Origin of the sequence: Ferdinandcohnia jepli, from assembly GCF_047246645.1 — a bacterium.
GTDB lineage: Bacteria > Bacillota > Bacilli > Bacillales > Bacillaceae_L > Ferdinandcohnia.
In genome coordinates this window covers 36100-62266 of sequence record NZ_JBFOKR010000017.1, presented here as the reverse complement: position 1 = coordinate 62266, position 26167 = coordinate 36100, and the positions used below count along the sequence as shown (strand labels likewise).

General features: G+C 38.0%; 21 protein-coding genes. 16 read left to right on the top strand and 5 right to left on the bottom strand.

The window, feature by feature from the left end:
* Positions 1-7: 7 nt before the first annotated feature.
* The 10 genes from AB3M96_RS18035 (at position 8) to AB3M96_RS17990 (ending at position 11879) form a co-directional block, all read left to right on the top strand.
* The gene (locus AB3M96_RS18035; RefSeq protein WP_412969026.1) at positions 8-928 is read left to right on the top strand and encodes a carbohydrate ABC transporter permease; all 921 of its coding nucleotides are present in this window, start codon (positions 8-10) and stop codon (positions 926-928) included.
* A gap of 12 nt (positions 929-940) precedes the next feature.
* Entirely contained in the window at positions 941-1792 is an 852-nt protein-coding gene (locus AB3M96_RS18030) for a carbohydrate ABC transporter permease (RefSeq protein WP_412969025.1), read from the top strand.
* A 21-nt stretch (positions 1793-1813) separates the two neighbouring features.
* A complete protein-coding gene (locus AB3M96_RS18025; RefSeq protein ID WP_412969024.1) occupies positions 1814-2923 on the top strand; it encodes an ABC transporter ATP-binding protein in 1110 nt (369 codons plus the stop codon).
* A gap of 72 nt (positions 2924-2995) precedes the next feature.
* Positions 2996-4918, top strand: coding sequence for a glycoside hydrolase family 125 protein (locus AB3M96_RS18020; RefSeq protein ID WP_412969023.1), 1923 nt, complete (start codon positions 2996-2998; stop codon positions 4916-4918).
* Between the two features lie 28 nt (positions 4919-4946).
* Entirely contained in the window at positions 4947-5840 is an 894-nt protein-coding gene (locus tag AB3M96_RS18015) for an ROK family protein (protein WP_412969022.1), read from the top strand.
* A 114-nt stretch (positions 5841-5954) separates the two neighbouring features.
* A complete protein-coding gene (gene manA / locus AB3M96_RS18010) occupies positions 5955-6902 on the top strand; it encodes a mannose-6-phosphate isomerase, class I (RefSeq protein ID WP_412969021.1) in 948 nt (315 codons plus the stop codon).
* A gap of 161 nt (positions 6903-7063) precedes the next feature.
* Entirely contained in the window at positions 7064-9034 is a 1971-nt protein-coding gene (locus tag AB3M96_RS18005) for a glycosyl hydrolase family 18 protein (protein ID WP_412969020.1), read from the top strand.
* Positions 9035-9184: 150 nt separating this feature from the next.
* Entirely contained in the window at positions 9185-10867 is a 1683-nt protein-coding gene (locus AB3M96_RS18000) for a leucine-rich repeat domain-containing protein (RefSeq protein WP_412969019.1), read from the top strand.
* A gap of 73 nt (positions 10868-10940) precedes the next feature.
* Positions 10941-11384, top strand: coding sequence for a hypothetical protein (locus AB3M96_RS17995; protein ID WP_412969018.1), 444 nt, complete (start codon positions 10941-10943; stop codon positions 11382-11384).
* An 18-nt stretch (positions 11385-11402) separates the two neighbouring features.
* Positions 11403-11879, top strand: coding sequence for a hypothetical protein (locus AB3M96_RS17990; RefSeq protein WP_412969017.1), 477 nt, complete (start codon positions 11403-11405; stop codon positions 11877-11879).
* A 217-nt stretch (positions 11880-12096) separates the two neighbouring features.
* Here the strand turns inward: AB3M96_RS17990 and AB3M96_RS17985 are convergent, their stop codons facing one another.
* Positions 12097-13902: a hypothetical protein gene (locus tag AB3M96_RS17985; protein ID WP_412969016.1), complete on the bottom strand. Its 1806-nt coding sequence runs from the start codon at positions 13900-13902 to the stop codon at positions 12097-12099.
* 228 nt (positions 13903-14130) lie between these two features.
* Between AB3M96_RS17985 and AB3M96_RS17980 the strand changes: the two genes are divergently transcribed.
* From AB3M96_RS17980 to AB3M96_RS17970, 3 genes are all read left to right on the top strand, one after another.
* The gene (locus AB3M96_RS17980; protein WP_412969015.1) at positions 14131-15930 is read left to right on the top strand and encodes a leucine-rich repeat domain-containing protein; all 1800 of its coding nucleotides are present in this window, start codon (positions 14131-14133) and stop codon (positions 15928-15930) included.
* Positions 15931-16150: 220 nt separating this feature from the next.
* Positions 16151-18007, top strand: a complete 1857-nt coding sequence (locus AB3M96_RS17975; protein WP_412969014.1) for a leucine-rich repeat domain-containing protein — start codon at positions 16151-16153, stop codon at positions 18005-18007.
* A 138-nt stretch (positions 18008-18145) separates the two neighbouring features.
* Positions 18146-19891: a leucine-rich repeat domain-containing protein gene (locus AB3M96_RS17970; protein ID WP_412969013.1), complete on the top strand. Its 1746-nt coding sequence runs from the start codon at positions 18146-18148 to the stop codon at positions 19889-19891.
* Positions 19892-20582: 691 nt separating this feature from the next.
* On the opposite strand, the gene AB3M96_RS17965 is transcribed toward AB3M96_RS17970, so the two are convergent.
* A complete protein-coding gene (locus AB3M96_RS17965) occupies positions 20583-21788 on the bottom strand; it encodes an acyltransferase family protein (protein ID WP_412969012.1) in 1206 nt (401 codons plus the stop codon).
* 250 nt (positions 21789-22038) lie between these two features.
* On the opposite strand from AB3M96_RS17965, the gene AB3M96_RS17960 reads away from it, so the two are divergent.
* The gene (locus AB3M96_RS17960) at positions 22039-22602 is read left to right on the top strand and encodes a DUF2628 domain-containing protein (RefSeq protein ID WP_412969011.1); all 564 of its coding nucleotides are present in this window, start codon (positions 22039-22041) and stop codon (positions 22600-22602) included.
* A 93-nt stretch (positions 22603-22695) separates the two neighbouring features.
* Here AB3M96_RS17960 and AB3M96_RS17955 read toward each other — a convergent pair whose 3' ends face one another.
* The 3 genes from AB3M96_RS17955 to AB3M96_RS17945 all read right to left on the bottom strand — a co-directional run bounded on the left by AB3M96_RS17955 (position 22696) and on the right by AB3M96_RS17945 (position 23855).
* Positions 22696-22863 (bottom strand): hypothetical protein, encoded by a 168-nt coding sequence (locus AB3M96_RS17955; protein ID WP_412969010.1) that lies wholly within the window; start codon positions 22861-22863, stop codon positions 22696-22698.
* Positions 22860-23327 carry an NUDIX domain-containing protein gene (locus AB3M96_RS17950; protein ID WP_412969009.1) on the bottom strand — a complete coding sequence of 156 codons (468 nt, stop codon included), beginning with the start codon at positions 23325-23327 and terminating at the stop codon, positions 22860-22862. Before AB3M96_RS17950 ends, AB3M96_RS17955 begins: the two co-directional genes overlap by 4 nt.
* Positions 23328-23414: 87 nt before the next feature.
* Positions 23415-23855 carry a hypothetical protein gene (locus AB3M96_RS17945; protein WP_412969008.1) on the bottom strand — a complete coding sequence of 147 codons (441 nt, stop codon included), beginning with the start codon at positions 23853-23855 and terminating at the stop codon, positions 23415-23417.
* A 767-nt stretch (positions 23856-24622) separates the two neighbouring features.
* Between AB3M96_RS17945 and AB3M96_RS17940 the strand changes: the two genes are divergently transcribed.
* A complete protein-coding gene (locus tag AB3M96_RS17940) occupies positions 24623-25348 on the top strand; it encodes a YveK family protein (RefSeq protein ID WP_412969007.1) in 726 nt (241 codons plus the stop codon).
* Positions 25338-26027: a CpsD/CapB family tyrosine-protein kinase gene (locus AB3M96_RS17935; RefSeq protein WP_412969067.1), complete on the top strand. Its 690-nt coding sequence runs from the start codon at positions 25338-25340 to the stop codon at positions 26025-26027. Before AB3M96_RS17940 ends, AB3M96_RS17935 begins: the two co-directional genes overlap by 11 nt.
* Positions 26028-26167 lie beyond the last annotated feature (140 nt).

The following is a 26167-nucleotide window of genomic DNA, read 5'->3' as shown; positions in this document are numbered from 1 at the left end:
ATCGTTTATGGATCTATCAGTTAGAGAAGAAAAACGAAGCTTCGTAGAAACGATCAAAAAGAACTCCTTTTTGATATTCACGTTAATACCGGGCTTTCTCTATATACTAGCGTTTTTCCTAATTATTGTTTTCTTTATCATACAAATGTCTTTAACAACTTATGTAGGTGGGATGGCAGAAGCAAGCCCAACTATTCAAAACTTTGTAGACTTAACAAGCAGTGAAGAATTTAAAGATGCATTTTCTAGAACATTTATGTTTGTTATCATTTCTACCCCTCTTCAACTTATAACTGGTCTAGTGACAGCGATGATTGTCAACAAGAGTTTTAAAGGAAGAGGAATTGTACGAAGTATTTTTCTATTACCCCTTGCAATTCCAACTATTGTAACGACATCAACGCTATTATTACTATTCTCAAAGGGTGGACATATAACAAGCCTGTTAATGGGTGATTATAGCTGGTTTCCTGCAATTGTAGATCATGAAATCTCTTTCTTAAGTAATGAAACACTTGCGATGGGATTATCCATCCTTGGTAAAGTATGGCGTGACACGCCGATTTCAATGCTAATTTTATTAGCGGGTCTACAATCTATCGATGAATCTCAATATGAAGCAGCTAAGACAATGGGTGCAAATAGTGTAAGACAATTCATGTATATAACTGTTCCACTATTAATCCCGGCGATTTCTTCGGTATTAGTTCTACGTTCTATCGAAGCATGGAAAGAATTCATATTCCCGTATATCTTAGCACCGTCATATCCGATTTTGGGCGTATTGATCGAGAAATATTTCGTACAATTGAACAATCCGGGAATGGCAGCAGCAATCGGTATAATCTTAATTATCTTGATCGTTATCTTTACATTATTCTTGAACTGGCTATTGAAAAAAGTAAACGACCTCTTAGTAAGAGTGTAAGGAGGGGACAAAATGAAGAAAAAATGGAGCATAGAAAAGATATTTTGGCTATTTTTAATGGTCTTCTCGATTTTAATCGTGTTGTTTCCTATATATATCATGTTTAAGTATTCAATCAGTGACCGAGCAAGCTGGATCACAGGTGGGAAATATCCGATCCCTTGGTGGCCGTTTGATCCAAACTTTGAAATGTACAACTACTACTTGTCCGATGGACGATTCTGGTCAAGTGCTTGGTTTAGTGTAAAAATCGCATTTTTAACAATCATTATTTCAATGGGATTAGGTGCACCGGCAGCGTATGCATTGGCACGTTTTAAATTCTGGGGAATTGGAATTGTATTATTCTTAATATTATCTGTTCGTATGTTCCCTGATGTATCATCAGTGCTACCAGTTGCTCAATTCTTTAATTTAGATTTCGTCTATCACCTTCCAATCACGTTAAAGGTAGCAATGGGACACACATTGCTTGGACTTCCGTACATCATACTTATCGCAATTGGGGTATTCCAAACGATTCCAATTGATTTAGAGGAACAAGCTCAAGTAATGGGAGCAACAAAGTTTTACGCGTTTACACGAATTATTTTACCGGTTGCACTACCTGGTTTAGCAGCAGGGGCAATCTATGTATTCTTACTATCTTGGAATGAATTTGTATTCTCGTACTTTATTACAGCAACATCTACAGCAGATGTCATTCCATTACCTGTATACTTGAAAACACTATTAGGTGCATTCTCACCAAACCCTGTATCAATTGCAACATTATCGCTATTAGTATCAATGCCAGTTATCATCTTTACATTTATTGTGCAGAAATACATGATTGCAGGGGCTACAGCTGGTGCTGTTAAATAATTGCTTTTAGGAGGATGAAAAATGGCAGGGCTACGTCTTGAACATATTCAGAAGAAATATCCAAATGGCTTTGAAGCTGTTAAGGATTTAAGTATTGATATAAAAGATGGAGAATTCGTTTCACTAGTTGGTCCATCTGGTTGTGGTAAATCTACAACTCTACGTATGATCGCAGGTCTTGAGGACATCTCCGGTGGTAAACTATTAATCGGAGATAAACTTGCAAACAATGTAGCTTCTAAGGACAGAGGCATTGCGATGGTGTTCCAAAGCTATGCATTATTCCCTCATATGACGGTGGCTGCAAACATTGGTTTTGGGTTAAAAATCAATAAAGTAGACAAAAAGATTCGTAACGATAAAATCGAATGGGCATTAGACTTATTAGATTTAAATGGTTTAGGTGATCGTAAGCCGTCTGAACTATCTGGTGGACAAAGACAACGTGTTGCATTAGGACGTGCATTAGTGCTTGATCCAGAAGTACTTCTTTTAGATGAGCCACTAAGTAACCTTGATGCAAAGCTCCGTGTAAAAATGAGAACAGAGCTTAAGAGAATTCATAAACAATTAAAATCAACAATAATCTATGTTACACATGACCAGGCGGAAGCAATGACATTAAGTGACCGTATTGCCATCATGAAAAATGGTGACCTTATGCAAATCGGTTCACCAACAGAAATCTATACTCGCCCAGCTAATCGCTTCGTAGCAGGCTTTATTGGAAGTCCTCCAATGAACTTCTTAGAAGGTGAATTAGTACAAGAGAATGGATTTTACACATTCGTTAACAATGAAGCGAAGTATACATTACCAGCAAGTATGAAATCTTATATCGAAAAAAACATTACACAAAAAGAAGTAGTCTTAGGTATGCGACCTGAAGATTTAGCGATTAGCTTAACACCTGAGACAAATGGAATCGAAGGCGTCTCAATCATAACAGAAACATTAGGGTCAGATGATTTCGTAGCAGTAGAAGTTGGCAAGAAGCTATTCAGCGTACGTACAGAGCCAGGAAGCAACTTCCCAACTGATAAAAAAGTGTATCTAACTCCTGCAGAGGATAAGCTACATCTATTTAATAATGACAATGCAACTGATGATGCAAAGGTTCGTTTTGCATAATTGAGCATTCGCCTATAGCTCGCCGATTGGCGGGCTTTTCTTTTTACACCCACTATATGGAGGTTTACTAACATGAAGATATACGAACAAAAAGAAAGACTAGTTCCACTTCTCGATAGCATTTTACAGAAACCGGTTGATCTCGGTATTGGTTCTCTTGCAGTAAGTATCAACCCTGACGGTCGAATTTGTACCATTAATCGTCCACATCATAAGCATGGATACATTACATTGTCTTCAGTCGAACAGTTTCCAAACGATAAATGGTATGATACACCATTTGTAAGAAACTATCGTAGACAGCTAGCGGTAAATTCAACTGGTTTCGGTGTAACACCTTTAGGGTTTACTACACAACCTGAGGTGTTTTTGGGTGAAGGTGACCATCCGGTTTTCAAATGGGAGGAAGGTGAATTAGAAATCTACTCCTCCTTTGTTGCTGAAAAAAGAAGAGATGGTAACGTTCTAGTACAAACGGTAGATCTTATCAACCATACTGGTGAAAATGCAGCTGTACCTCTTGAGTTTGGTGGACAACTGAGCTTAAACCGCAGCAGCTATGGTCAATTAACTGAAGGTGGTCCTATACCAATTCCTCCAGTAGAAAATGCGTTAACGGTATTCGGTAATAAACTAGTCCTTCAAAATAAAAACTTAGGCGCTCGTGCAGAAATCGTTGTATTTGAAGATAGCCAACCGTTACTTCTTGGAGATGAACAGAAAACAGCAGATGAAGCAATTACACTAAATGAAACCTTTGAAATCGAAGTACAAGCAAATGGGAAGAAAACAATCACCCTTGTATACACGGTTGGAGAGTATGAAGACGAAGTACTTTTAGAGCCAAACTTCACTATCCAAACTGAGTCCAGAGATAAAGAAGTAATAGCACCTGTCGATTGGAAGGAATTCGTTATTAACCGTAATATCGACTATATTGTTAACTGCTGTTCTGTTCCACTTGGCGAAGAATCGGTCTGTATCATTACGGATCATCAATTGCTTCCGTTAGCGTGGAATCGTGATGCGTACTATATGGTTCATCTATTATTTGCATCCCTTTCGTACCGTGAAAACGACGCTTGGAAGCAAAAGGTACAGGATATCATCAAAGGACATCTCCTCTGGATGTTTGAAGATGCTGGACGCCCTGAAGGGTATTGGGGACGTGCATATTTAACAAACGGATATAGCAAGGACCAAATTTTCCAACTTGATCAGCAATGTTATCCGATTTTAGAACTATGTGATTATTATCAAGAATTTAAGGACATAGAGACAGTTGAAAGAATTCAACCAGTTGTGAAGGAAGTCCTAGCGATGTTAATGGAACATAAATCAGAGACTCATTGGTTATTTAAAACAGCAGAAACTCCTGCTGACGATGAAGTAGAATACCCGTACCATTTCTCAAGCCAAGTTCTGATGTGGAAAATGCTAGTTGAACTAGATAAACTAAATCATGAAACAAAACTCTTTGAAGAAAATTTCGGTGAAATGGCTGAAAAAGTTAGACGGGACTGTGTTTCCAATTTCACGTATAATAAAGACAATAAAGAGCTGTTTGCATATTTAACTGATCTGAATGGAGGCTATCAACTCTATCATGATGCGAACGACCTTCCAACTGTATTTGCACCAATATGGGGCTTCTGTGATGTGAATGACTTGGAATGGCGTGAAACGATGGAATTTGCTTTCTCACAAGAAAACAAAGGTGGATACTATGCTGGTCCATTTGAAGGACTTGGGTCCGTTCATACACCCCATAAATGGCCACTCGGTGATGGACAAGAATTATTGTATGCAGAGCTGATAAATGACGAGCAACGAAAAGAAAATGTGGAAACCAAGCTGAGAAAAACAGTACAATGGGATGGAATGTTCTCTGAAGCTGTGTTTGAGGAAACGGGTGAAGTAGCATCAAGACATTGGTTCTCATGGCCAGGAGCATTTATTTCATACGTCTTCATCATGTTAGAAAACAGCAAATAACATATGAAAATGAAAGGGAGTGCTTCGTATGGGGGACTATACAATTGGCATTGATCTAGGTGGAACGAATCTTCGTGTGGCATTGGTCGATAAACATGGAACCATTCTACAAGAACTAGAGCGCAGCACCGAGCCTGAAAAAGGACCGGAATTTGTGGTCAGTAACATGGTTGAGATGATTCAATCTGTAAAAGGGGACCATCCTGTGGATAGCATTGGAATTGGGTCGCCGGGTCCGTTGAACCCCAAAACAGGTGTCATTATTGAACCACCTAACTTAACAGGTTGGTCTAACGTACATATCGTTGAGATGCTTCAGAAAGCCATAAATATACAAGTAACTCTTGATAATGACGCAAATGCAGCAGCGTTAGCAGAAGCAACAATTGGAGCAGGTGCTGGACATGAAAGTGTCTTTTACATCACGGTTAGTACTGGAATTGGCGGAGGCTATATTATAGAGAATAAAGTAGTCCAAGGTGCACAGGGATATGCAGGAGAGATTGGGAATATGATTGTTGTTCCAAATGGACGAAAGCATTCCAATCTAAACCCTGGAGCACTTGAAGCACTGGCGAGCGGCACAGCAATTGCTCATATTGCTGAAGAAAAAGGAATCAAAGGTGGGACTGCAGAGGTGTTTCGACTTGCTGAAGAAGGAAACAGTAAGGCTCGAGAAATCATCGATGACGCTCTTACCTATCTTGCAATAGGAATAGCAAACCTAGCACATGCTGTTAATCCGGATATATTTGTACTCGGTGGCGGTGTGATGAAATCCGAAAAACAGGTACTTGAACCTCTAAGAGAAAAAGTGGCGAACCTTCTTTACCCGGGATTACGGGATTCTATTAAAATTGTACCGGCTGGATTAGGTTCAAAAGCAGGAGTAGTAGGTGCAGCCCTTTTGCCAAGACAATAATTTCAAACAAGTGGACCAATGCATTGGTCCGCTTATTTGATTATCTGGACTAATATTTGATATAGTTTCTGTGGAGAATGACAATCAAGATCTAATCAGAAGGAAGTGCTCAATTTGAAAGAACCAATCTTTTTAACACCGCTTTTTCAAGAACGAATTTGGGGTGGAACAAAATTACGTACTGAATTTGGATACAATATTGAATCTGATCTAACGGGCGAGTGCTGGGCAGTTTCTGCGCATCCAAATGGACAAAGTGTCGTCAGCAATGGCCAATATAAAGGTAAGACATTAGGTGAACTTTGGGCAGAACATCGCGAGCTTTTCGGTAACCTGGAAGGAGACGTATTCCCTCTCTTAACCAAAATCCTAGACGCAAACAATGATCTATCTGTACAGGTGCATCCGAACGATGAATACGCAGGCAAGCATGAAAATGGTGAGCTTGGTAAAACAGAATGCTGGTATGTGATTGATGCAGAAGAAGGTGCCGAAATCATCTTCGGGCATAACGCGCAAACAAAAGAACAGTTTGCAGAGATGATTGAGCGTGGCGAATGGAATGAACTTTTACGCCGTGTAAAAGTAAAAGCTGGTGATTTCTTCTATGTACCAAGTGGAACAATCCATGCTCTATGTTCAGGAGTATTAATTTTAGAAACTCAACAAAGCTCAGACACTACATACCGTTTGTATGACTATGACCGTACAGACCAAAGCGGCCAAAAACGTGAATTACATATTCAAAAATCAATTGATGTATCAACTGTTCCACACGAGGACTTCCCGGTAGCACCAAAGACTGAAAGTATTGTAGGTGCAACCATCACAACCTTTGTAAAAGAAGAATATTTCTCTGTTTACAAATGGGACGTAACAGGTTCAGCTGAATTTACCCAGGACAAGCCATTCCTAATCGGCAGTGTCTTAAAAGGAGCGGGTGAAATCGTCGTTGAAGGTGAAAGCTTTCCAGTTGAGAAAGGCACACACTTTATCTTACCGAGTAACCTAGGTGAATTCCGCGTTAAAGGTGAGCTAGAATTAATTGTGTCACATCCATAAAAATGAAAGAAGCCAGCTAGTAGTTTAGCTGGCTTTTGCGTTTTAAAAGTGAAATCCCAAATACCACGCCATATTGCATATTTCCCCCATAGATAGTTTACGCTAAGACAAATAGCATTTTTCTTCAAGGCTTCAATAAATCTCATTAGGATGGTATTTACATGAATATAGTTCGTTGGGAAGTAAATCAAGAGAATGATGAAACGATTGTTACGCTTTATCTTGATTCAAATTCTACAGAGTTTGCAGAGGAATTTCTCCATACGAAGAAAGGAGAGCCTGAGAATTTTCAAGAGAAAATTAAAAAGCTAATAAAGAGCAAAATGCCTTCTCTACATCAGGCGACCGTTAAAGTTGTGGTTGGAACGACATTGATTGCAACCCTTGTAAACTTGCCAATCGAAAAGAAAGCATATGCCCATGAGACCGATTTTAATATGTCTTATTTGTATTTCGGAAGTACGAGCTCATTTTTAAAGCAGGTAAATCAGACCCAGGGAAATCTAAGTGTTGCATCTCCGAGTTATTTTGACTTGAATGCGGATGGCTCGTTAAAGCTTACGTATCAATTAGATAATTACTTCGTAAGTCAAATGCATGCGCAGGATATTAAGGTCGTCCCGTTCCTCAGTAATCACTGGGATCGTGAAGTGGGGAGAGCTGCGCTTAATAACCGCGAACAGTTATCCACAGAGATTGCAAATGCTGTTGAAAAGTACAATCTTGATGGGGTAAATGTGGATATTGAAAACGTAAGTGATGTCGACCGTGACAAATACACTGATTTAGTTAGGCTGCTGAGAGAAAAAATTCCAAAGCATAAGGAAGTATCTGTTGCAGTGGCAGCAAATCCGAATGGATGGACAAAAGGCTGGCATGGGTCATACGACTATAAAAAGTTATCTGAGTATAGCGATTATCTTATGATTATGGCCTATGATGAAAGCTACCAAGGTGGGCCAGAGGGGCCGGTAGCAAGCTATCCGTGGGTAAAAAGGTCAATAGAATATGCGATCAACCAGGGAGTTCCGCGAGACAAAATTGTATTAGGTTTACCTTTTTTCGGACGGTATTGGCAGGAAGGAAAGGCAACAGGTGGTCAGGGAATATCCAAGAATCGTGTTGAAGAAATGATCGCGAAATATGAATCAACGGTTATTTACGATGAAAAGGCAAAGTCTCCGAAAGCAATTATCAAAATTAAGGATACCGATGAACCATTTCGTTTTTCAAATACAACGCTTGGCCCAGGAACGTATCATATTTGGTTTGAAAATGAAGAGTCACTGAAAGCGAAAGTTGGACTTGTTCATGAATTTGATATTAAAGGAACAGGCAGCTGGAGTTTAGGGCAGGAAAATCCAGTGATATGGAATGACTTTGGTGTATGGTTGAAAGGACACGGAGCTGTACAAGAAGATAATACAAACATATGGACACCTCCAACTGCTACCACTACTTCCTATACTGTTGTGTCCGGGGACTCACTTTCAAGAATTGCAAAAAATTATTCAACGACTGTGGATTCAATTAAGGCACTCAATAATTTAACCTCAGACACAATATATGTCGGTCAAAAATTGCAGGTGCCTACCCTTAAAACCACTGTGCCAGAATATACTACTCCGGTTAGATCTGAGGCAACCCAAAAAGCGGGCTGGGTCAGAGAGGGAACAAAGTGGTATTTTTATAATGAAAATGGCCAACTGAAAAAGGGCTGGTTACAAAATGCAGGTGCATGGTACTACTTAGACCAAGATACTGGGGCTATGAAAACAGGCTGGCTTTACGATAACGGAAAGTGGTACTTCTTAGAAGATAGCGGTGCAATGAAAAAGGGCTGGCTATTAGACAAAAATAAATGGTATTTCTTAGAAGATAGTGGTGCGATGAAAACAGGCTGGGTGCAGGACCAAAATCAGTGGTATTTCCTTGATGCAAGTGGTGCCATGAAGACAGGTTGGGTGCTTGACCAGAACAAATGGTACTACATGGGATCAGGTGGTACCATGGTAAAAGGCTGGAAAGTGATTAATAACAAGTGGTATTACTTCTACAATAGTGGTGAAATGGCCGCCAACACAACCATCGGAGGGTACAAAATTGGTAGTGATGGAGCATGGATCCGATAACCAAAGTCAAATGCGACTTTGGTTTTTTTTAAATGAAGAAACAAACTCAGAATATCCATATTTTTCAAAAAATAAATCGTCCTTTTTCAACTACATCTGCTATAATCTAGTAGAATATGGAAATCTACTATAGTAAAAGGGGAAACATATATGAAAAAGAGCGCTTTTGGGTATTGGTTGTTTTTAGTAGTTCTGGTAGCTATGATTCTACCTGTTTCATCTGTTGGCGCTGAATTGAGAGATTCACAGCCACAAAAGGTTGCAGGTGTAACAAATGAGGAAAACGTGTATCTCGATGTTATCTACCTAGGAGCTCAGGATACGTTACTTAAAGTATTCATTTATGCAGAAGGTGATTTGGTTGAGACTGAGGATGTTGAGGTTCATATTTTACTAGATGGAGAGCTTTATGACCAATATCCATATAAAGAAGTATTCATGCAACTTTACTATTTTGAAGGTTTAACTCCTGAGACAGAATACGATATAGAAGTACGTATTGTTCGCAATGGGGAGACATTAGCAAGTAAGCAGCTCCAAGAGTTACGTACATATGCAGAACCGACTTATTTTGAGGATGCTGCCTTAGAACATGTCGTGAGACAGTCATATAGTATATATGATCGTCAGATAACGGTTAGTGACTTGCAAAACATAACTGATTTGCATGCATATGATTATGCGATTGCGTCTTTAGCTGGACTTGAAGAGGCAACAAACATGACAACTTTGTATTTAATGAATAATGATATTAGTGACATAACTCCATTGTCGAATCTTACAAGTTTAGAAATAGTAAATTTAGGGACAAATGTAATAAAAGATATAACCCCACTCGAAAATTTAACGAACCTGACGTATCTTGGGTTAGGGGGTAACGCGATTGAAGATTTTTCACCTCTACAAAAATTAACGAATTTAAATCATCTATCTTTAACTAATACAGGTATTTCCGATTTATCGGTATTAACTAATCTTACTAAACTAACTAACCTAGAACTACATTGGAATACAATTTCTGATATATCGATACTTGGTAATTTGAAAGAACTAGAATATCTAGGACTGTACGGAAACAATATTTCGAATATCAATGTATTGCTCTCTTTACCTAAGCTTAATGAGGTTCATTTGCTAGACAATCCCCTCGACGCTTCAGCATCGGAGATAATAAAGAAGTTAAGAGCAAATGGCACACAAGTATTTACTGACGAAGAGAACCTTGATTACACTTGGAAACTAGTAAACGGTAAGTGGTACTACGAGGACCAAAACGGAAACAAGAAAACCGGCTGGGTCGAAGATGGTGCTTGGTACTGGCTAAATAAAGATGGTGTAATGGTAGAAAATGATTGGGCAAACGTAGGTGGCTTATGGTATTACCTAGGTAAAGGCGGGGCTATGGTAACCAATCAATGGGTGCTCGATGACGGTGCCTGGTACTACATTGGTGCAGACGGAGTAATGCTTGAAAACAAATGGGTAAAAAGTGCAGGTGCCTGGTACTTCCTTAGTAAGGGCGGCGCGATGGAAACGAATAATTGGGTTTTTGACAAAGTATGGTACTACATGGACGCTAACGGGGTTATGGTTACTAACAAATGGATTTATAGCAATGGCAATTGGTTTTATCTAGGGAATACAGGCGGAATGCTATCAAATAACTGGTTGTATGACAACGGCTGGTATTACCTTGGCGAACATGGTGACATGAAAAAGGGCTGGAAGCTTGTCTCAAATAAATGGTATTACTTCTATGAAAGTGGAAGAATGGCAGCCAACACAACGATTGGCGGGTACAAGCTAGGCTCTGATGGTGCGTGGATTCAATGATTTAATAGCCAAAGTCGATTTTGACTTTGGTTTTTTCTACTTTTTGCTTTTTCTAAAAATATGGGGGGATACGATGAGAGAACTAGTAAATACAATAAAGCGTATTGGTGTAAAAGCGGGTGTAATTGAAATACATCACGGGATTACTGGAATTGAACCTGTAATAATCCTTGATTTTTATGATGAAGATACAGGTGTTGATTGCGGGCTAGATACTATTTCTTTAGCGGAGTACTCTCCAATTAAAGAATCCTATGTGATTTGGGAATTTAATTTAAGCAGTCTTAAGGGTCATGAAGTCGAGTCTGTAAAAAAGTTAATCTTAAAAAGGAGCAAAGAACTAGAACCAAAGGTAATTACCAGGGCAAACGAACTTGCAAAAGAAATACACGAGCTAACAGGTATACAGGTAAAAGTGAATCCAAGAATCCAAGGCAGACCCGAAGTATATACAGAGTTTGAGCTGAATATGTGGCATGCTGGCGAAGTATTACAAGGGATTGATGATGATTATTAGAGGAAGAAGGTGCCTCCTTTGATCATTGTATTTTTAACGATTTTAGTAGCGGGTCCACTGATTGTCCTGATTCATGAATTAGGACATGCTATTGCAGTTCTGGTATGTTCGAAATCGTTTGCGAGGATATTTATAGGCGATATTTCAAGTAGTATTAAAGAAAATTTCAAAATAGGACGGTTATCCTTTCATTTTCAATGGGCGTATTTTGGGCTTTGTGCGTGGGATAAAGAGTTAAAGAAGTGGCAAAAAATTGTAGCCTTGGCAGGAGGGCCGATTGCATCATTACTAGTAACATGCCTGTTTGCTTGGCTAATGGGAAGAACTCCTGAAGGTGATTTACACAATATGTTACATGTCATTATGATTGGGAATCTTGGGATGTTCTTACTATCGGCATTCCCGATGTTCTATCCAAAAGGATCTGGAGGTATTACCGGAATGCCATCGGATGGATTAAAAATTTGGAAATTAGTAAAAGGTGAAGTACATTGAAGCTGAATCAACAAAATTTATTGCAAAAAATAGTAGTCTACAAAACTAAACGCAAGCGGTGCTTGAGCGAAATAGAGTATTGAAAAAAGCGGACTCAGTAGGGTCCGCTTTTTAGCAGCTAGGAAAGTATAAAATTTTTTCCTAGCTGCATAAGTGCAACTACGGCTCTGATGTCGCCTAAAGGCTCGGCAATCGCCGAGTTTTCTAATACTCTCATTTAGTTTATCCAAGCTCCATCAGATCCTAATTTGTATCCACCAATGGTTGTATTTGTAGCCATTACACCTGAGCTGTATAAATAGTACCATTTACCACCTGTTGAAACCCAACCAGTTTTCATAGCACCATTGCTGTCAAGGAAGTACCATGCCCCAGCGTTTTTCAACCAGCCAGATTTCATCGCGCCACTGCCATCTAGGAAGTACCACGTACCAGCAGATTGAAGCCAACCAGTTTTCATAGCACCACTTCCGTCAAAATAGTACCATGTACCATTTACTTGGGCCCAGCCAGACGTCATAACTCCTTTGTCAGTAAGGTAATACCAAGCGCCGTTTGATTGCAACCAACCTGTTTTCATAGCGCCACTATCAGCCATGAAGTACCACGCCCCAGCGGACTGAACCCAGCCTTTTTGCATGACGCCATCACGGTCAAAGTAATACCATGAGCCGCCTACAAATGCCCATCCGGTTTTCATCGCACCACTATTGTCTAAATAGTACCAAGCTCCTGCAGTTTGTAGCCAACCTTTTTTCATGACACCATTACCATCAAGGAAATACCAAGCGCCATCGGCTAGTACCCAGCCGGTAGCTTTATATCCGCCTTTGTAATAATACCAATTCCCATTTTCATATGCCCAGCCATTTTTAGAAGAACCAGGAGATTCGATGGTAGTAAAGCCATAACCATCTACACTATACACGAGTAGTTGATTTTGATAGATGTCAAAATACCATGTTCCAGTACGTTTATATACGAAATTGCTAGTATAGGAGGTTGGTAGGAGATATCCAAATGCCCAACCGCTTGTAGCACTGTCCCAATGGCCGTACCAAAGGTTTCCGTTTCCATCTACTACTTGATTAAACAATTCGTAGTGTTGCTTCAGTTCAGTTAGTTTGCCATCTTTCATTTGGAATACGCCAGTATACTGCATTCGGTTGGAAGAGTAATCTGCGTAAACGATGTTTCCGTTGATAATTGCAGGTTCGTTAAAACCCATTGCATACTGATTCGAATAGGTAAAAGCTGTTTCATTTCCTTTGCTGTCAATCTTGTTAAAGGAATTCGCTTGTCCATTTTCATTTACGTAATAAAAATTGCCTTCACGGTCGCTGCTGATTCTGCTATCTACTCGACTATCAAAATAAGTAGAGCCACCTGAAGATACTTCAACATCCTCATATGCTTTGACGATTCCAGCACTGTTATGTAAAACGATACTGATACCTGGAACTTCTTTGCTTAACTCATCGTCATATCTTGGACTTTTATGAGCGACAACCCACATTACACTACTATCTTGGTGAGTTGTGAACTCAAAGCTAAATTCTCCTGAAGAGTATCCACCGTTCTCCAGCATTTGATAATAAGGTACATAAAACTCATCAATACTCAACTTTTGATACTGATATGTATCCTTATTTAGTAGAACAACAGTTTCGATATTATAACTGTCTTCGTGGCTGCCAAGAATTAAATGGCTCTTAGTTTCACCAATGATAAAAGGCATATCCGGGTTAGTAGGATTTGTATTAAATACAGATGCAGGAACAACGACTTGTCGGTTAGCGCCATTCGTAACGACAACTTGGACCTGAACATCAGACATATTGCTCTTACGCTCTCCACCTACTAAAAAAGCCTTATCTTTATACATAATTGCTTCAGAAACATAATAGGAATGATTCAATTGAAGCTCTTTTAACTCTGCTGCTCCTACTTGTTTTGTAGGTAGGATAGTAATAACTAGTGCAGCTAGTAGAATGAAAAATAATAATTTTCTCTGTCTGTTCATGCTCGTCCTCCAATATGTAATTTTAACAATTTATTATTATATGAATATATTCTGGAAATTGCTAGAAAAAAGTCTTGGTTAAAACGAGAAGGTAATTCAATCATAGCAGTTTCCTATACAAAATCTGACATACTCACATAAAAACTATTACGTTAACCCCTCGAATTTTGTATAATTTAGTAGATAAATGGAACTAATTCATTTATTTACTAATAGGGGGGCATTATTTTGCAAAAGTTTACGTTTATCAATTTACTAGCAACATTTGCTTTACTTGTAACAGTATTGTTGCCAGTAACATCAGTTGCAGCGGAAAAGAATACTGCTGTAACGAAGCAAGCTGTAATGACAGCAACACAGAAGGTTGAGGCAAGTATGCAGGCTCAATCTGTAAAAGTAAGCAACGCTGTATGTGATAGTAGTGATCCAACATGTGATACATATCAGAAGTATGCGCTCGGAGTGAAACTAAATCATGCATTGGACACTTCTATTAGTGTTGGTGCTTACTATTATTTATACAATGTAGATACGAATGGTATCGAGTTTCATTTTTATTTAAATGGTGTTCTTAAGGGGATTGTTCCTTATGATGAATCCCAGAACGAAGAGGTAAATTACGAGATTAATAATCTACAACCAGAGACTGAATATGATGTAGAAATACGAATGGTTCAAAACGGAGTTGCAATAGAGAGCCAAAGCTTTCCTGTAGCTACAATTGCTTCACCATTATACTTTGAGGATGCAGGGTTAGAACAAGCGGTCAAAGATTCTCTAGGAGTGTATGAACGTCCACTTGAACTAAGTGATATTCAAGGAATAGTAGATTTATATGCAAGCGGATACGGAATTAAATCAATTGATGGACTTGAAGATGCAACAAGCTTATTGCATTTAGATATAGAAGGTAACTTAATTACTGATCTAAGTCCTATCGCGAAGCTTGCGCAACTGCAATACTTATTTGCAAGTTATAATCAAATTACAGATATTTCCCCGATAGATAATCTAGATAACTTAGTGGTTTTACTTTTAAATGGGAATAAGATTGATGACTTTACTCCTATTGCAGCAAAGGAAAAACTAGTTTCTTTAGGAATAAGTACAACAGGTGTGACTGATGTATGGTTTGTTACTCAATTAAAAAATCTACAAACATTATCGGCATGGGGGAATAATATTTGGGATATTTCTTCTATGGTGGAGTTAGACCAATTAGTTCACCTGGATATCTCGGATAACAAAATCTCTGAACTTGCTATATTAACAGCACTATCAAATTTAGATTTCGTTGATATTTCAAACAACCCGTTAAATGAAAATGCTGAGGAAGTTATTAACCAACTGTTAGCCAAAGGGGTAGAGGTTTGGAACTTTGTATATGAAGATGAAGATCCAACCCCAGCACCTTCTGTCTACGACTGGGTATATGAAAATAACAAATGGTATTACGAAGATCAGTATGGAAACAGAAAAACCGGCTGGGTACAAGATGGCGTTTGGTATTACCTAGATAAAAACGGTGCAATGGTTGAAAATGGCTGGGCACAAGACGGTGGTCTATGGTACTACCTAGGTAAAGGCGGCGCAATGGTAACCAACAACTGGGTAAAATCTGGTGCTACATGGTACTATGTTGACGCTAAAGGTGTCATGCTTGAAAACAAATGGGTACAAAGCGGTGGTCTATGGTACTACATGGGCAAAGGTGGCGCAATGGTTACTAACAACTGGGTACAAGATGGTGCTTGGTATTATATGGACGGTAACGGCGTTATGGTAACAAACAAGTGGATCAGTAACGGTGGCAGCTGGTATTTCATGAGTAAATCAGGTATCATGTCAACTGGTTGGTTAAGCAATGGCGGTTCTTGGTATTACTTAACACCTAAGAGTGGAAAAATGGTTACAGGCTGGCAAGTAATCGGTGGTACTTGGTACTACTTCTACTCAAGTGGTAAAATGGCATACAACACAACAATCGGTGGTTATAAACTTAACGCAAGCGGTGCTTGGGTTAGATAATATAGTGAGAAAGCGGACTCGGGTGGGTCCGCTTTTTATGTTGGCTTTTAAAAGAATCAAAGGTTTTTATTTTTTCGATATATAGCACGCAAGACCCACCAGAAATGACTTAAATTTCGACAAAAATTATAAAAAACATTACTATTAACCTAAAAAATTTTGTATAATTTAGTAGATAAATGGAAGTGATCCATTTATTTATAAATAGGGGGGCATTAATTTGCAAAAGTTCAAGTTTATTAATCTATTAGCAACATTTGCGTTACTTGTAACTGTATTGTTGCCAGTAACATCAGTTGCAGCAGAAAAGAATACTGCTGTAACAAAGCAAGCTGTAACTGAAATTGCAGAGAAGGTTGAAACAAATAAGTCAGTCTCAACTGCAAATGTAAGCAGTGCTGCATGTGACAGCTCTGATCCAACTTGTGATACGTATGTGTGGAGTGAATTAAATGCGTATGTTAACTATTCATTAGACACTTCAATTAATATCGCAGCATACTATTATCAATACAATATTGATACGTATGGTATGGAATACCACTTCTATTTAGATGGTGTTCTTAAAGGGAAAGTAGCTTATCAAGAAGGCCAGGAAGAAGATGTTACTTACGAGATTAAAAATCTAAGACCAGATACTAATTACTTAGTAGAAGTACGACTTGTTCAAAAAGGTGTTACAGTTGAAAGTCAGGAATTTTTCGCCTCAACAATTGCAGCTCCATTATATTTTGATGATGCAGGGCTAGAACAAGCGGTTAAAGAGACACTAGATATATATGATCGTCCTCTTGAATTAAATGATATCCAAAGCTTAGATTATTTGTACGCGTACAGTCGTGGAATTAAATCAATAGCAGGTCTTGAGGATGCAACAAACATAACTTCTCTAGGCATTGATGATAACCAAATTACGGATATCAGTCCACTTGCTAATCTAACAAACTTAGTTGATTTACAAGCGGGAGATAACCAAATTACAGATTTAAGTCCGATTACGAATTTAACAAATTTAACAAGTTTATATTTAGCGGATAATAAGTTTACTAATATTGCACCGCTAACAGGACTTACTAACTTAGAATACTTATACTTAAGTGGAAATCAAATAACAAACTTCAATCCTCTTGCAGGACTAACTAACTTGGTTTCTTTAGGGTTAACAGACACAGGTGTAACTAATGTTTCATTTGTTTCTAACTTAACGAATTTAGTAGATTTATCGTTATGGATAAACAATATCTCTGATATTACTCCTTTAGCTGGTTTAGATCAGCTTTATTGGCTAGATATAGCAGATAATAATATCTCTGATATTAGTACATTACTTAGTCTTCCTTCATTATTAACGGTTGATGTTACAAATAATCCGTTAAATGCAGCGGCACAAGGTGTAATTGAACAATTGCTTGCAAACGGAGTAGATGTTTGGAACGGCTACGAAGAAGAAGAACCAGCACCTTCTGTCTACGACTGGGTATATGAAAATAACAAATGGTATTACGAAGATCAATATGGAAACAGAAAAACTGGTTGGGTACAAGATGGCGTTTGGTATTACCTAGATAAAAACGGTGCAATGGTTGAAAATGGCTGGGCACAAGACGGTGGTTTATGGTACTACCTAGGTAAAGGTGGCGCAATGGTTACCAACAACTGGGTAAAATCTGGTGCTACATGGTACTATGTGGATGCAAAAGGTGTAATGCTTGAAAACAAATGGGTTCAAAGCGGTGGCCTTTGGTACTACATGGGTAAAGGTGGCGCAATGGTTACTAACAACTGGGTACAAGATGGTGCTTGGTACTATATGGACGGTAACGGCGTTATGGTAACAAACAAGTGGATCAGCAACGGCGGCAGCTGGTATTACATGAGCAAATCAGGTGTAATGTCAACTGGTTGGTTAAGTAATGGGGGTTCTTGGTATTACTTAACACCTAAGAGTGGAAAAATGGTTACAGGCTGGCAAGTAATCGGTGGTACTTGGTACTACTTCTACCCAAGTGGTAAAATGGCATACAACACAACAATCGGTGGTTACAAACTTAACGCAAGCGGTGCTTGGGTTAGATAATAAGTAATGAAAAAGCGGACTCGGATGAGTCCGCTTTTTTAAAACACATCCGTAAAATACAATTTATTACCATATCGTTATCAGTCTAGTATAATAAAGTAGATTACTAGAATTTATAATCTGAAAAGGGGTAGAGTTTTGCATAAGTTTACATTTATTAATTTAGTAGTAACCTGTACATTGCTTGTAACATTACTAATACCAATAACTACAGTTGGTGCAGAGAGCGCGACTGGTGAACCTAAGATGAATACTGCCAGCCCTGTGGTAACCAAAAACATAAACTGTGACAGCAACGACCCAACTTGTGATACATATCAATGGAACAATCTATATGCGCATACTAACTATGCTTTAGATACATCACTTAGTATCAAATTTGGTCTTATTCAAGAAAATAGTAATACTGATGGATTGGAGTACCATATTTATGTAGACGGAGCTCTTAAGGGGAAAGTACCTTACCAGGATGTTGAAGGTCAGTATTACCAAGTTGATAATCTATCTCCCGAAACAGACTATGAGGTGGAGGTACAGCTTGTAAGGAATGGAGAGGTTGTTGAAAGTGATACGTTTGTAGCAGCAACTGTACCAACTCCATTATATTTTATTGATGCTGGATTGGAACAAGCAGTAAAAGTATCACTCGGGCTGTTTGATCGCCCTCTTGAAAGCAGTGATATCAATGGCATGACAGGTTTGTATGCGAACGGATATGGAATCAAATCAATAGAAGGACTTGAAGAGGCTACAAAATTATACTTCTTGGATTTGAATGATAATCAAATTACAGATGTAAGTCCAATTGAAAATCTAACTACGTTGAACTATCTTTACGCGCAGAATAATCTACTCACAGATATCCAACCAATCAGTGGTTTAACAAACTTACAGTCTCTAAATTTAAATGGAAATCAAATCTCTGATTTTGCTCCTATAGCAGGACTAACGAACCTACAATGGTTAGGATTAGAAGAATCGGGAGTAACTGATCTTACATTTGTTACTCATCTAACGAAACTAGTTACATTAACAGTAACCCATAATCACATTACAGAGCTATCCCCATTGAAAGGATTAGATCAGCTTTATATTCTGAATCTAGGATATAACGATATTTCGGATATTAGTGTGTTGCTGGAAATCCCTTCACTTTCAATGGTTGATCTCTCTTACAACTCATTAAATGAAGCTGCTCAAAATGTGATAAATCAATTAGTTACAAACGGTACACGCGTATATATCGAAGAGGAAGAACCGAATGCCCCTTCTGTCTACAAGTGGGTACAAAAAAGTAATAAATGGTACTATGAAGACCAATACTGTAACAAGAAAACCGGCTGGTTACTAGATGGTCCGTGGTATTTTCTAGACGCAAACGGTGCAATGGTTGAAAACAAATGGGTACAAAGCGGCGGACTATGGTACTACCTAGGTAAAAGTGGCGCAATGGTAACAAACAGCTGGGTGAAATCCGGCGGCACTTGGTACTATGTTGATGCTAAAGGAGTTATGCTTGAAAGCAAATGGATACAAAGCAACGGCCTTTGGTACTTCATGGGCACAGGCGGTGGAATGGTAACCAATAATTGGGTATATGACAAAGCATGGTACTTCATGGACGGCAACGGTGTAATGGTGACGAATAAGTGGTTCAATAACGCCGGCAGCTGGTACTTCATGAGTAAATCAGGTGTCATGTCTACTGGATGGTTTTACGATGGAGGCGCCTGGTATTACCTAACCCCTGGTAACGGTAAAATGGTTACAGGCTGGAAAATAATTGGTGGTACTTGGTACTACTTCTACTCAAATGGGGAAATGGCAGCTAACACAACAATCGGTGGTTATAAACTTAACGCAAGCGGGGCTTGGGTTAGATAATATGTAGTAAAAAAGCGGGCTCGGGTGGGTCCGCTTTTTGTATAGTTAATGTTTAGCATTACTCCTACCATCTTGGTAGGACCCGCCATTATTCTACTCAAATTTGTTGGAGATAAAGCAAATTTTGGTCTAGATTGGAAGGTTAATTTTAGCTAGATTTTTGATATATTGAGTTTAAATCCGGCAAATTGGATAAAAAAACGAGACAATTGCACAGTAAGTTTTAATAATTGCATAATAACTGAGGTAATTGCACAGTAAGTTATGATAATTGCATACTAATCGAGATAATTGCACAAACATTTAATAATTGCATAATAACAAATATAATTGCACACTAAGTTATAATAATTGCATACTAACCGAGATAATTGCACAAACATTTAATAATTGCATAATAACTGAGGTAATTGCACACTAAGTTATAATAATTGCATACTAACCAAGATAATTGCACACTAAATTACATAATTGCACAATAATCCAAGAAATTGAACATTAGCAAATTAACCTCTTTAAAATAGTCTTCTCTGTGTGATTTAGGTGGGGTCACTAGCTCTAGCTTTACCCACTAAGCTATAACACCCAAAAATTCATCCAATCAATTGAGCCTTAATACAATCAAACAAAAAGACGGTTCTACTTGACCAGTACAAACTGGCCAACACTAGAACCGTCCTCTTTCTATTCACTATTTCTGCGTAAACGTCCCAACAGTACCAACGGAACCCTTCTTCTGGCTGCCAAATCGACTAGTACTTTCCTTCTTAGGAGAGTCAGTTTTAGTAGCAAGATAAGAGTAAACCTTGTTCCCTAGCTTTACACTTGAGAGGTCAATGTATTTGTATGACAGATACGATAATGGAAGTAGGATTACAAGTGAACACAAGAACATAATGATAAAGCTCATTTTATACGAGAAGTATGGTAATAGCATTTCAAAAAGAGATGCTGAGAATGAACAAATGATAATTAAATGAAATACATAAAGTGAGAATGAAATCTTTCCAAGAAAGATCATTGGACGATAAGAGAAAAACTTCTGCATCATGTTTGATGCTAGTAAAACATAAACAAGTAAGAAACCGCCAATGATGTGATAAAACTGATAAAATGTCACATTTAAAAAGGCAAATTTTAATTTCTCATAAACTGTATTTTCAATTGGTGGTCCGTATGGATAGGAAGCAAAGAAAATCGCTAATGCAAAGAGTGCAAACAAAGCTACTTTATTCTTGATAAAGTATTTTTGTCCATTTTCCAGATGCTTTAGATCACATAATAAAACACCTAATAAAAATGCTAAATAATACGTTTGGTAGAAAACGAAAAATAGTAAAATGTAAACAATATATCTTTTCTTCATTTTTCCAAAGAACGCTAAGAAGCTAAAGACTAATAATGAACCCAGGAATTCCAAATAAATGGTCCACAGGTTAGTGTTATAGCTGGATTCTCCATATAAGAATACTCGATACAATCCTTGCTTCAGCATTTCAAAGAAGTTTGCGTCGAATGTATAGAAATGAGCAAGCCAATAAGAGTTAGTAAGTTGTCCAACTTCTTGATTTGTAAAAAGTCCAGTAGCTAAAAATAGATACGCTACAAAAATAGACGCAAACACTGGTAAAAGTAATCTAAAATATCGTTTCGTAGTACCTTCAATCAAAACATTATTATCTTTCGTTTTAAAGAATTTATTGCTCAAAACATATCCACTCAAAACGAAGAAAATACAAACTGCAGTATTTCCGTTATATAGGATATTTAACGGTGTCGTTGCTATCGGTTGAGATGATGCGTATGTCGGGTAATAGCCCAGGATATAGTGGTGAATTACAACTATAAAGGCAGCTACTCCTCTTAGTCCATCTAGGTAGTATATCTTCTCTTTCATAGGTGTCTCCTTATTCAGTTTTTTGAACAACTAGAATATCATATATCATCATACAAAAATTGACTATGGAAATTTACTGGTAGTGAGGTAAGCTGTAATTTATCCATACAAACAGATATTGTGTATGGCAATCCAGTAATTATTAGGAAAAACAAAGAGAGCTAATTTTCAGAAAAAAGTATACTCCGTCCAACTCATTGTGGTAAACTAATACAAGGAAAAAATTGTAATTTGGAGGGGGTTCATATACATGTTCTGCACTCAATGTGGAAACGAAGCAGCTGTAACCGCAAACTTCTGTTCAACTTGTGGGCATAGTTTGCGTGAACAACCGATTATGAAAAACGGATATACTACCGCAGAGGCAATTTCACTTGTGGTTGGGGAAAATAACGAATACTACATAAGAAACTGGAATCGAAAAATAAGTTGGAATTGGGCAGGTTTTTTCTTATCTTATGCATGGTTAGGGTACAGAAAAATGTACCTGCATATTGTTATCTTATTAGGAACGCTATTGTTTATAAACATAATTGACATGCTTTTGTTTAGAGGAAGTTTTACACTACCATCATTTGCTTTCAGCGCAAGTGTCATGGCAGGTATGATGGGTAATGTACTATATAAAAGTCACATTCAGAGGCAAATAAAAAAAGCGGACTTAATTGACACTACCGAGAGACGTAAATGGGAACACCTTCAGGAATCCGGTGGAACTAGTATCGGCGGTGTAGTCTTCGGGCTAGCCGCAGTTGCTGCATATGTCTACTTATCCCAGAGTGTACCAATATATCTTTATGAACTTATCTACTAAAGGGCAGCAGAGCAACTATTTGTAGTTGCTCTGTTTTGTTATCTGCTATAAGTTTGTGTGAAAAGCTTCAATGTATTGAGTGGACACCGATAATTAGTTATTTTTCGCTCTCTTTCTTCTCACAATAAAAGGTGCAATTAGAATACAGCTGAACCCTATAACTTTCATAACTATATGTCCCGTATCTCCTAACTGATCAATAGTTAATGAAAAAAGAATAGCTCCGATAAAAATAAGTGCTATTGCGAACATCCATTTCATGAGATTCTCCTCCTGGAGCTATTTAAAAAGTTCAACAATCTAAAATCTACTTCATCTATATATCCAATCTGCTCTTTCAAATCCCAAAGGTGAATACAAGAGGTTTCATTGTTTTGTATAAAGGGTTGCAGTGTATCGATAACTGCAAAATATACCGGGTTATACTTTATGTTTCCATTTGAAACGTTTCTTACCTTCAGTAATCCTTTGAAATGCATATCGGTTACAGATTGTCCTGTTTCTTCATATAATTCTCTGATGGCACATTCCTTTGCTGTCTCATTTGCTTCTCTCCTCCCAGCTGGTATCTCCCATTGTGATCTCATGGTGTTATAGCAAAGTAAGTAGTTGCCTTCACATTGAATGACTGCATACGAACCGGCAAGTGAACTGAAATCTATCAGCTCATCTTCCCTAACTATAAATTCAATGAACTCAAAACCATTGTTTTTCGTATTAACCAAAAAAGCACCACCAATCGATAACCTTCAATAAAATATAGTTCAACAAAAAAGACGCCAATCCTTCTTTGGGATTAGCGCCTTGCTCTTTTATTTCAATACAAAATTTGGATCAGATGCTTCTTCTGTATCTTCTTCTACAAACTCTTCGACACCGACAGCTCCTTCTTGGAACCCTATAAAACGAATTACTCGTGAAGTGACTTTCTGTCCACTTCCCTTTAGACCAACGTTAACTCCTTCGCCGCTAACGTCAACACCAACAGAACCTTTGCCCTTTCCATCAAAATACTCTTCTATTTCAACCTTATATGCTGTTCGAATTCTTTCAGAAATCGCAAGTTCCTGTTCGATCTTAGCCTGTTGCATTTTTAACTTATGTATAAATTCTTCTTTCTTCATTTCTTCTTCTAGTTCATTTACGCTACTTTTATAAACTTTTTCAATAGCCTTTTCTGTTAAATCCCACGTATAACCGCCGAATGGCATCGTGTATTTTGCAATTGTCTTTGCTGTTTCTTTGTTAATCATTATCTCACCCTTAAAATAGTTTTCATTATATATATCGGTTACAGACCTGAATCGTGTAAACCTAATCTAATCCCCAATATTCCTTCCATCCCACATACCAGGCTTCATCCAAGAACGCATTCCATTCAAGTGTGAATCCACTCGCTTTAATGGATATCTCGCAAAAACCTGAGAACCCACTTATATGTAAAAGTCATTTTTTCTTCCTTCTATATAATAGTAATTAATTCTACCATATCCTGTTATAGTTCCTTTCGCAATGAAAAAAACCGAAGCACCCAATCGCTCCGGCCAACCAATATATAAGTCAACGACTCACTCTAACTCCACACTCGTCTCAAACTTTTGCACATAATTACAACCTCTACAGGCTCGTCCAATTTGCTTGTTGGTTTCGGGGTTGAGATAGTAAATCTCACTGTCTCCACATATGGAACATTCCATGTCATGGAGGATCTTTCTTGGTCCAAATACGGCATCAAGCAAGATTTCGAAGTACATATGCCCACCACTTTCATAAAGGTTTGTTTGAAATATACCATAGCCTCACTAAAAACATAGATGAACCTTGTCAGCTGTAAAAAAGTTTATCGACATCCTAAATAGGAAAATAGTTCTACAATTTTAAATCGAATCTTGTCAAACCGTGTCGAAAGGAACAAAAAGGTATTAATTTTTTCGTGGATATTGTAGATATTTGTAAATAGCTTGTTTATAATTACAGTTGTGCTTATAAAGAAATTCGACACAAGTTATGGGGGCTACACATGGAAGAGACAATTAGTTTGCGAGAATTATTTCAAACGCTGCGCAAGCGATTTTGGTTAATTACACTTATTGCATTCGTATCGGTTGTAACAAGCGGAGTGGTTAGTTACTTCTTTTTAACTCCAGTTTATCAATCTTCGACTCAAATTCTAGTCAATCAAAAAACTTCGGACCAACCATATTTAAACCAAAATGATATCCGAACTAATCTTGAATTAATCAATACGTATAACGTAATTATTAAAACTCCAGCGATTCTTGATCTTGTAAAAGAAGAATTAGACATTGAAGAATCGTTAAGCGACTTAATTACAGTAGGTAGTGAAAATAACTCACAGGTTGTAAAACTTACAGTAAAACATACAGATCCTAAAGTTGCTGTTGATATCGCGAACACAACTGCGAATGTGTTCAAAGAGCAAATCATCACAATCATGAATGTGGATAATGTAAGTATTCTGTCACCAGCTGAGCTATCAGACAATCCATCTCCAGTTAAGCCTAATAAGATGCTGAACATGGCGATTGCGCTTGTAGTTGGACTTATGGCTGGGGTGGGATTAGCATTTTTACTAGAATTCCTGGACAATACAGTTAAGACAGAACAAGATATTGAGAGATTACTAGAGCTTCCTGTTTTAGGGGCAATTGCAAGCATTGATATGGAAGCAGAAGCTAACTCAAGTAACAGCAGTACTGGAAGAGGTGAATCACTTGGCGCGTAAAAAGTTCCAAATTCAAAGTAGAAGTATAGTTGCGGCAACAAACCCGAAATCTCCAATTTCGGAGCAGTACCGTACAATTCGTACAAACATTCAGTTCTCAACTGTTGATGAAGAGGTTAAAACAATTATGGTTACGTCAGCGGGACCTGCTGAAGGTAAATCAACAACAACAAATAACCTGGCTGTCGTATTTGCACAGCAAGGAAAAAGAGTATTGTTAGTTGATGCGGATTTACGTAAGCCGACGGCTCACTATTCCTTCCGTGTAGAAAATATTACTGGCTTAACAAATGTGTTAACAAAGCAAGCAACCCTTGAAAAAGCAGTTCAAAAAACAGAACAAGAAGACTTGTATATCTTAACAAGTGGACCGATTCCACCAAATCCTGCAGAACTGTTAGGTTCAAAAGCGATGGTTGAACTACTAGAAAAAGCGAAAGAGCAGTTTGACTTAATCGTGTTTGATACACCACCTGTACTTGCTGTAACAGATGCACAGGTTTTAGCGAATAAGAGTGATGGTGTGGTTCTTGTTGTTAGTAGTGGAAAAACACAAAATGATGCAGCAGTAAAAGCGAAGGAACAGTTGATGAATGCAAAAGCAAAGCTGTTAGGCGTGGTTCTTAACAATAAAAAGAAAACAGAGACACAATATTACTATTATTACGGTAAAAGGTAATATATCTTGTAACAAAGTGGGAAATTTGTCACAAAACACAGAAGAAATTGTTGCCAATCTATCATTTCGACTTGTTTCGACATTTTTCCCCCGTTTCACCCTAATTTATTCTGTGTTACTATTACATTATTGTAAGTGTA